General features: G+C 42.8%; 7 protein-coding genes. 4 read left to right on the forward strand and 3 right to left on the reverse strand.

Going from position 1 to position 9201, the window contains the following annotated elements; translation table 11 throughout:
* Positions 1–103 precede the first annotated feature (103 nt).
* Positions 104–745 (reverse strand): uridine kinase, encoded by a 642-nt coding sequence (udk, locus tag ED652_RS04160; protein ID WP_004734002.1) that lies wholly within the window; start codon positions 743–745, stop codon positions 104–106.
* Positions 746–1003: 258 nt separating this feature from the next.
* Positions 1004–2080, reverse strand: coding sequence for an iron-sulfur cluster carrier protein ApbC (gene apbC / locus ED652_RS04165; protein WP_122053566.1), 1077 nt, complete (start codon positions 2078–2080; stop codon positions 1004–1006).
* A 157-nt stretch (positions 2081–2237) separates the two neighbouring features.
* Between apbC and metG the strand changes: the two genes are divergently transcribed.
* Positions 2238–4298: a methionine--tRNA ligase gene (gene metG, locus ED652_RS04170; RefSeq protein ID WP_102472651.1), complete on the forward strand. Its 2061-nt coding sequence runs from the start codon at positions 2238–2240 to the stop codon at positions 4296–4298.
* Positions 4299–4486: 188 nt separating this feature from the next.
* Complete coding sequence (locus tag ED652_RS04175; protein ID WP_017107299.1) at positions 4487–4966, forward strand: DUF1456 family protein; 480 nt, start codon at positions 4487–4489, stop codon at positions 4964–4966.
* Positions 4967–5104: 138 nt separating this feature from the next.
* On the opposite strand, the gene fadR is transcribed toward ED652_RS04175, so the two are convergent.
* Entirely contained in the window at positions 5105–5944 is an 840-nt protein-coding gene (gene fadR / locus ED652_RS04180) for a fatty acid metabolism transcriptional regulator FadR (protein ID WP_065111011.1), read from the reverse strand.
* A 640-nt stretch (positions 5945–6584) separates the two neighbouring features.
* Between fadR and nhaB the strand changes: the two genes are divergently transcribed.
* The gene (nhaB, locus tag ED652_RS04185; protein WP_122053567.1) at positions 6585–8177 is read left to right on the forward strand and encodes a Na(+)/H(+) antiporter NhaB; all 1593 of its coding nucleotides are present in this window, start codon (positions 6585–6587) and stop codon (positions 8175–8177) included.
* Between the two features lie 397 nt (positions 8178–8574).
* On the forward strand, positions 8575–9099 hold the full coding sequence (gene dsbB, locus ED652_RS04195; protein WP_017107302.1) for a disulfide bond formation protein DsbB: 525 nt from the start codon (positions 8575–8577) through the stop codon (positions 9097–9099).
* Positions 9100–9201 lie beyond the last annotated feature (102 nt).

The following is a 9201-nucleotide window of genomic DNA, read 5'->3' on the forward strand; positions in this document are numbered from 1 at the left end:
CATATTCCTTGCTTAGATTCCAAAAGAAAATGGCACTATAAAAGTGCCACTGATTCGGTAAAAAATAAAGCTAAGTGAGTCACTTAGGCAAAATTTTATTCGATTAAGACTTCAACAACTTCGCAATGTGCGCTTTTAGCACGTCAATCGCAATACGGTTTTTACCACCACGAGGAACGATGATGTCCGCATGTTGTTTTGAAGGCTCGATAAACTGCATGAACATTGGACGTACTGTTTCTTGATATTGCTTAAGTACCGTGTCCATTGTACGACCACGCTCTTCTACATCACGCTTAACACGGCGTAGTAGACAGATGTCTAACGGTGTATCCATAAACACGCTTGCGTGCATCAGTTTACGAAGACGCGGGTCTGTCAGAAGCAGAATACCTTCTAAAATGATCACTTTCTTAGGAGTAAGTGTAGTCGTTTCAGAAGTACGTGTGTGCTCTGTGTAGCTGTATTCAGGAACTTCTACGGCATTACCACTCATTAGCTGCTGTAGATGTTCACATAAAAGGTCATGATCCAGTGCATTTGGGTGATCGTAGTTAGTTTTAACACGCTCTTCCATACTCAAGTGGCTTTGGTCGCTGTAGTAGCAATCTTCCGTGATAACACCAATTTGATGGTCGCCTACTTTCTCGCGCAACTCATTATAAATTGTACTAGCAATCAGACTTTTTCCTGATGCTGAAGCGCCAGCGATACCTACGATGACACATTGATTATTATCAGACATTAATTTTGCACCCGATATGGTTTGGTGGTGGGAAGAGATAAACCGCCTGATTATAGGGGCTAAACAATATAGATTCTAGTCGCCATTCTTGCTAATTACAGTCAAATTGATGTTATCTATACATTAAATGAATGTAATCGTTTGCTTTAGAATCACTAGCGTACAACTATTTGCACAAACCCAATGACTATCTAGCCAAATCCAAAAGCTATTTATCTCACCCAAGTATTATTTATACGGCTTTAAGGCTGATCTACTCTAATCAACCACAGAAAAGTTAATCGCTTCCGGTCTCGCTTTTCCCGTCCAGAACATCTTCGCACTCACATTTTCAGCTAATTCAAGATAGTGACGAGTATGTTCGCTGTCCGGACGACGTATAACAGTTGGGCAGCCCGCATCGATGTCTTCTCGCACATCAATATGCAGTGGAATCTGCGCCAAAATATCAAGGAAGAATTCTTCCGACATAGCTTCCGCGCCACCAGCACCGAAGATATGCTCTTTCTCGCCACAGTGACTACAGATATGGTAGCTCATGTTTTCCACTAAGCCTGCAACCGGCACGCTCACTTTATCGAACATCGCCACGCCTTTACGTGCATCGGCTAAAGCCAAATCTTGAGGTGTTGTCACGACTACCGCACCCGTAACTGGGATCTGCTGCGAAAGCGTTAGCTGAATATCACCCGTACCCGGTGGCATGTCGATAACAAGGTAATCCAATTCAGGCCAAACCGTTTCGTTCACGAGCTGACCTAATGCTTTCGCCGCCATTGGACCACGCCAGATAGCCGCATCATCTTTTGATACAAGGTAACCGATAGAATGAGTAAAAATGCCATGAGCTTCGATTGGCATCATCCATTTGTTATTCTGTACTTCTGGTTTTGCGTCTAGTTGACCAAGCATCATAGGCACAGATGGACCATAGATATCCGCATCCAACAAGCCCACTTTTGAACCTGACTTAGATAACGCAAGCGCAAGGTTTACTGAAGTTGTCGATTTACCCACCCCCCCCTTGGCAGACGTTACCGCGATAATGTTCTTAACGCCTTTCAATGGTGTGGCGACGGTAGTTTCAAGCGCTGATGGCTTCACATTCACTTCGAATTGAAAAGCGCTGACAAGTTGCTGTTCGATCTGAGCGTTAATCCAGTCTTTAAGATCAGCAGCCAGTTGATTCGCAGCAAAAGGTAAAGTAATAACAAATGATCCACGCGGATCAACCGATACAATATTTTGGTGTAGCGCCCACTCTGGTATGAGGATTGGTGACTCGAACTCATTCAACCATGAACAGAAATCTTGCTTAGAAGTAAAGTTACGCATTGGGGCTCCTTTTTTATTTATGCTATCACCCACGAGATGAAGACTGAACCCCTAAAAAACTAGGGGAATCCTTTGTCTGATAACTTGGCGTATCACACGTTATAAAGTAGTATTACCTCTCAAAATTTATACCTATCAAAAAAGCGAATTATTAAGTATGGCAACTGATCCAAGACAACTTTTGGTAACTTGTGCGCTTCCGTACGCTAACGGCTCTATTCACCTTGGTCATATGCTTGAGCATATCCAAGCTGATATCTGGGTTCGATACCAGCGTCTACGTGGCAACACTGTAAACTTCATCTGTGCTGACGATGCTCACGGCACGCCAATTATGCTTAAAGCTCAACAGATGGGTATCACGCCAGAAGAGATGATCGCTGCTGTTAGTGAAGAGCACCAAAAAGACTTCGCTGGCTTTGATATCAGCTTTGATAACTATCACAGCACACATAGCGAAGAGAACCGCGAACTAGCTTCTCACATCTATCTAGAACTTAAAAAGAACGGTTTCATCTCTAGCCGTACTATTTCTCAGCTTTTCGATCCTGAGAAAGAGATGTTCCTACCAGACCGCTTTGTAAAAGGTACTTGCCCTAAGTGTAAGTCAGAAGACCAGTATGGTGATAACTGTGATAACTGTGGTGAGACATACAGCCCAACTGAGCTAATTAACCCTAAATCAGCGGTTTCTGGCGCAACTCCAGTAATGAAAGATTCTGAGCACTTCTTCTTCGACCTACCTCAGTTCGAAAGCATGCTTAAAGAGTGGACTCGTTCTGGCTCTCTACAGAATGAAACTGCAAACAAAATGCAGGAATGGTTCGAGTCTGGTCTGCAACAGTGGGATATCTCACGTGATGCACCTTACTTTGGCTTCGAAATCCCAGGCGAGAAAAACAAATTCTTCTACGTATGGCTAGACGCACCTGTTGGCTACATGGCTTCTTTCAAGAACCTATGTGACAAGCGTGACGATCTAAACTTTGACGAATACTGGAAGAAAGACAGTACAACTGAGCTTTACCACTTCATCGGTAAAGACATTGTTTACTTCCACAGCCTATTCTGGCCTGCAATGCTAGAAGGCGCTGGTTTCCGTAAGCCAAACAACGTATTCGTACACGGCTACGTAACGGTGAACGGTGCGAAGATGTCTAAGTCGAAAGGCACATTCATCAAAGCAAGTACGTACTTAAACCACTTAGACCCTGAGTGTCTACGCTACTACTACGCTGCGAAACTAAACAGCCGTATTGATGACCTTGACCTTAACCTTGAAGACTTCACTCAACGTGTAAACGCTGACGTAGTAAACAAAATTGTTAACCTAGCGTCTCGTAACGCTGGCTTCATCACGAAACGTTTTGAAGGCAAGCTTTCTGCTGAATTTGCAGAACCTGAGCTATACAACGAATTCGTTGCTGCTGCTGAGCGTATCGGTCAGCTATACGAAACTCGTGAGTTCAGCCGCGCTATCCGCGAAATTACTGCACTAGCTGATAAAGCGAACCAGTACATTGACGAAAAAGCACCTTGGGTTCTTGCGAAAGAAGAAGGCAAAGAGAAAGAGCTTCAAGAAGTTTCTTCTGTAGGTATTAACCTATTCCGCGTACTAATGGCTTACCTGAAACCTGTTATGCCAGAGCTAGCGGCTCGCACTGAGGCTTTCCTAAACGAAGAGCTAACGTGGGAAGCTATTACTACACCGCTCACTGATCACGAAATCACTAAGTTCAAAGCGCTGTTTAGCCGTATTGATCCGAAGAAAGTGGAAGCAATGATCGAGTCTTCTAAAGAAGATGCAGCCGCAGAAGCCGCTGCGAAAGAAAAAGCAGAAGCTGAAAAAGAGCAAGCAAGCCAAACTGAGCTAGACAAAGAGCCAATCGCAGATGAGATTGAGTTCGATGCCTTTGCAGCAGTCGATATGCGTATTGCTCGTATCATCTCTTGTGAAGAAGTACCAAAAGCGAACAAACTACTGAAATTCCAATTGGACATCGGTGGTGAGACTCGCCAAGTATTCTCTGGTATCAAGTCAGCGTACAAACCTGAAGAGCTAGAAGGCAAGCTAACGGTAATGGTAGCAAACCTTAAACCTCGTAAGATGAAGTTTGGTATGTCTGAAGGCATGATCCTAGCTGCTGGCCCTGGTGGCAGTGACTTGTGGATCCTTGAACCACACGAAGGTGCTCAACCAGGTATGCGCGTAATGTAATGCCGGTTTAGCCACTTAAAGATCCCCATAACAGCCATGTTATGGGGATTTTTTATATCTATGGAAAATAAGCGTTCTCTGTTAGAGTCGCCCTCAACTATGCTATGTAGAGTAAAATGTGTTTTATCAAATCCAATATATTTGATTGGAGCCATATTCACTCCCAGATACCTTTTTAGGACTACCCTGTGACTAACAATGAAATCTTGCGTCGTATTCAACACGCACTAAACCTTAAAAATGCACAAATCATCAAAGCTATTGAACAAGCTGACGTTACCGTTGCTCACGATAAAGTGATTAACTGGCTGAAAGAAGATAACGACAAGTCATGCGCAACGATGAAAGACAAAGAGTTAGCGGTATTTCTAAATGGTTTCATCAACCTGAAGCGTGGCAAGAAAGAAGGTGAGCAGCCAAAACCTGAAGTTGCACTAACGAACAACATGATTTTCATGAAGCTGCGTATCGCGCTAAACATGAAAGCTGAAGATGTGCTTGATGTACTAGAAGTTGTTGGTGTTAGCTTAAGTAAGTACGAGATCGGCGCTTACTTCCGCAAGCCAGAAAATAAGAACTACAAAGTGTGTGAAGACCAATTACTTTGTGATTACTTAAATGGTGTTCAGTTTACTAACCGCCCAGACTCAGAAGAGTTTGCAGGGTAAGTTACTGCCTATTGATAAGTTTTCACCAACTATCGATAAATAAAAAGCGGCGAGATAATTTGATTATCTCGCCGCTTTTTTGTGCTCTTTACGTCGTTTACTTAACAAGTAAACCTAGCCGTACTCAAATGAAAAGACTTAGCTGTCGTCTTCAGTAAAGTTTGTTGGCAACGTTGTTTTCATCTCGTTCCAAATCTGTGCGCTGGCGATACCGTAGTTACGAATCACAAGTGGCAGGTTTTCACGCTCACCACTTTCACAAATAACAAACAAGTCTTTGTAGAATTCCATGGCTAAACGACGAGCTTCCGGGTTAGAGAAGTAGTAGCTGCCAACGCGGTCGTAAAGCTTACGAACACCGTTAAAAATCAGTCCGTAGATTTGGTTACCTGAATGGAATGCTAAACGTTGGAAAAGCATGTAATCGTAGAAGTTAAACGTTTTAGCAATTAAGATCGTTTGACGCTTCGCTTCATCTTTTTCTACGTCTTCTTTCACTGACTGTTTGATCTTGTCTGCATACGGAGAAGACTCTAGGAATTCATCCCATGTCGGTGCCGCAAGTAAGGCTTCACAAGATTCAATCACGTTAGTAATCGTACGCTCAGACGCTTCTTTATTTGCTTTGAATGCATAACGCATAAAGATAGGACTGATATTGGTACGTGCAGCAAGCAAGTCTTCTACCATTTTACTTGCGTTATCAACATCCAACGTCATTAACGTATCAAGAATATGAAGACCCGAGGTTTCCATAAACTGGTTAACTTTAGTTGGCTTGCCGTGTTGGATCGTCAACCAACCATCACGAGCAAGACGTTGTAGTACTTCACGAAGCGTAGTACGTGTAACACCAATCAGTTCAGAAAGCTCACGCTCTGCGGGCAAGATAGAACCTGGAGGGAAACGGCCATTCCAAATACTTTCAATGATATACTTTTCTGCAAATCCTGCCGGGCTCTTCGCCTTAATGACCATCTACACTTCAATCCAATTTAATTATTATGTTCTAATTTACTCATCATACCACTAGTCTTACCTAGCTGAAATACCCCCAAAAACTTTACTCACCCAAATACAACAATAGAGCTAAAGCTCTAAAGTTAAGCACGCGTTTACACTTAGAGTTTGGAATGCAAGTGACTATAAACCACCATTACAACAACTTATTAACACAACAAAAACCGTTAAAAATCAATGGCATTGGTCATATTTACAAGGTAATTAAAATGCAATATTAAGTTGTAATAATCACACATAAACAGTCTTTATTATGTTGATTTCAATCATTTCGCTGAAATATTGATTCTAGTCGGTTTTTATCACATTTTAAGTGGTATGCTTGCGCTACTTTGATCGCGTTTCTCAACAAAAAAGAGGTATTTTTAGTGCTACAGGGCTTTTCCTGTTGACTAAATGTTATCTAAGAGTAGAGTTGCGCTCAAAAATAAGCAGTGCTTGAGTTTCTAAGGGAGTGACTTGGCAAGACCACAGAACATTACATGGAATGTAGTTTTTCTAAGTCACTGTTAGTTATAGTTTTTAATCAATTTTATAGCTCGATTCTCAAAATGTTGTATTGCTTGTCTATTCATAATCAACATAAAAGAGTATTAACATGCCGATGTCTCTCGGAAACGCTTTTATCAAGAACTTCCTTGGTAAAGCTCCTGATTGGTATAAACTTGCCATCATTTCCTTTTTAATCATCAACCCGTTTGTTTTTTTCCTAGTTGACCCATTTGTTGCGGGCTGGCTGTTGGTGGTTGAGTTTATTTTCACTCTAGCTATGGCTCTCAAATGCTACCCTCTTCAACCGGGTGGTCTATTAGCTATTCAAGCAGTCGCCATTGGCATGACCAAACCAGAAATGGTTTATCACGAGCTGCAAGCAAACCTTCCTGTATTACTCTTGCTCGTATTCATGGTTGCTGGCATTTACTTCATGAAAGAACTGCTTTTGTTCATTTTCACGAAGATCTTGCTTGGCATCCAATCTAAAATCTTACTCTCTGTCGCTTTCTGTGTTGCTGCTGCTTTCTTATCAGCATTCCTAGACGCACTAACAGTTATCGCCGTTGTTATCAGCGTTGCAGTTGGCTTCTATTCTATCTATCACAAAGTCGCATCAGGTAAAGGCACTACGTCTGCGCACGATCATACGCATGATGAAGAGATCTCTGAGCTAACTCGTGATGACTTAGAAAACTACCGTGCTTTCCTACGTTCATTGCTTATGCACGCCGGTGTTGGTACAGCACTGGGTGGTGTAATGACCATGGTAGGTGAACCACAAAACTTGGTAATTGCTAAACAAGCAGGTTGGGAGTTCGGTGAATTTATCATCCGAATGCTGCCTGTAACGCTGCCTGTTATCTTCTGCGGTATTATCACTTGTGCACTTGTAGAGAAATTCAAAGTATTTGGCTACGGTGCAGAACTGCCAAATAACGTTCGCCAAATCTTAGTTGAATTTGACAACAAAGAACGCGCAAACCGTACAAAACAAGACGTAGCAAAACTATGGGTTCAAAGTGCAATTGCAGTTTGGCTTATTGTTGGCCTTGCGCTTCACGTCGCTGAAGTCGGTTTGATTGGTCTTTCAGTTATCATCTTAGCAACGGCATTTACTGGTGTGATTGAAGAGCACTCGATGGGTAAAGCCTTTGAAGAAGCGCTACCATTTACTGCCCTTCTTGCTGTCTTTTTCGCAGTCGTTGCAGTAATCATCGACCAAGGACTATTTAAGCCAGTGATCGATGCAGTACTTCACGTTGAAGATAAAGGCGCACAGCTCGCACTCTTCTACGTAGCCAACGGTATCTTATCGATGGTTTCAGATAACGTGTTCGTAGGTACGGTTTACATCAACGAAGTGAAAACTGCACTGGTTGAAGGCATCATCACTCGTGACCAATTTGACCTACTTGCTGTTGCTATCAACACAGGTACTAACCTACCTTCTGTTGCTACGCCAAACGGCCAAGCTGCATTCCTATTCTTATTAACATCGGCACTTGCCCCGTTAATTCGACTGTCTTACGGCCGCATGGTTATCATGGCTTTGCCATACACTATCGTACTGGCTCTTGTTGGCCTTGCTGGTATCGTGTTCTTTGTTGAACCGATGACAGCCTGGTTCTACGATGCAGGTTGGATTATTCAGCGCACTGGTGAAGTCGTTGCTCCAGTGGTTTCTGGTGGTCACTAATCTGATTTTGTGTTGCGAAACACAATAAGTGTATTTAGGGCGTGTTGACCTTTCGAGCTGATTTTTGCAGCTAGTTGCTGGGTATTTATACAAGGCAGAGGCTTTGATGTGTAGCTAGCCTACATGAGAAACCGATAACGTAGTAGAAATAACCAGCAAACGCTGCCCGAAGGGTTCGGCTAAAAGCGTTTTCCTCTTTGTTGAGGGGAATTTGCTTAGAATAACTAGGCTACTTTCCCCTCGCCGCGATTAAAACGCTTTTATCTCGAACAAAATTTAACCGCGAAAGGTTAACACTCCCTAGCTAATCAAAAATATTAGTTGATTAGGAAACTTATCCAAGATAAAAAGCTCTGAGTATTCAGAGCTTTTTTATTTTATAGACGGGATTAAATTCGTGAACTTTTTTGCAATGCTCAAAGACTTCTCTAAGGGACGTTTATCTTGGCTTTTACTGCTGGCTTTCATACTATTTTTTGAAGCGTGTGCCCTTTTCTTCCAGCACGTAATGATGCTTGGCCCTTGCGTGATGTGTATCTACGAGCGCGTTGCCATGCTTGCTATCGGTGTCGCGGCAATGATTGGCGCTATAGCTCCAAATAACCCGATATCACGTTGGCTAGGTCTTGCTGGTTGGGGGTTTGGCGCGTACAAGGGTTTGACGCTGGCTTTAGAGCACGTCGATTACCAGTTCAACCCGTCTCCTTTTGCAACCTGTGATTTATTCGTGACCTTCCCTAGTTGGGCGCCACTAAACAAATGGGTTCCGTGGATGTTTGAAGCTTACGGAGACTGCAGCAAGGTTGTGTGGCAGTTCTTAGAACTTTCTATGCCTCAATGGCTAGTGATTATCTTCGCGGGTAACTTGGTTGCTTTCGGCTTTGTTGTTGTGTCTCAATTCGTTAAATCAAAGAATGACTAACAATTAGCTCATCATGTTCAGAAACGAAAAAGTCGACCAACAGGTCTAATGCCGTTCACTTAAGAGTGAACGGCATTTTTGTTCTTAGCATACCGTTGTGGT

The sequence above is a fragment of the Vibrio sp. Evd11 genome, assembly GCF_900382755.1.
GTDB lineage: Bacteria > Pseudomonadota > Gammaproteobacteria > Enterobacterales > Vibrionaceae > Vibrio > Vibrio lentus.

Bases quoted from the DNA above. Each gene is read 5' to 3' on its own strand.
- udk (WP_004734002.1), bottom strand. From the start codon at position 745: ATGTCTGATAATAATCAATGTGTCATCGTAGGTATCGCTGGCGCTTCA.
- apbC (WP_122053566.1), bottom strand. From the start codon at position 2,080: ATGCGTAACTTTACTTCTAAGCAAGATTTCTGTTCATGGTTGAATGAG.
- metG (WP_102472651.1), top strand. From the start codon at position 2,238: ATGGCAACTGATCCAAGACAACTTTTGGTAACTTGTGCGCTTCCGTAC.
- fadR (WP_065111011.1), bottom strand. From the start codon at position 5,944: ATGGTCATTAAGGCGAAGAGCCCGGCAGGATTTGCAGAAAAGTATATC.
- nhaB (WP_122053567.1), top strand. From the start codon at position 6,585: ATGCCGATGTCTCTCGGAAACGCTTTTATCAAGAACTTCCTTGGTAAA.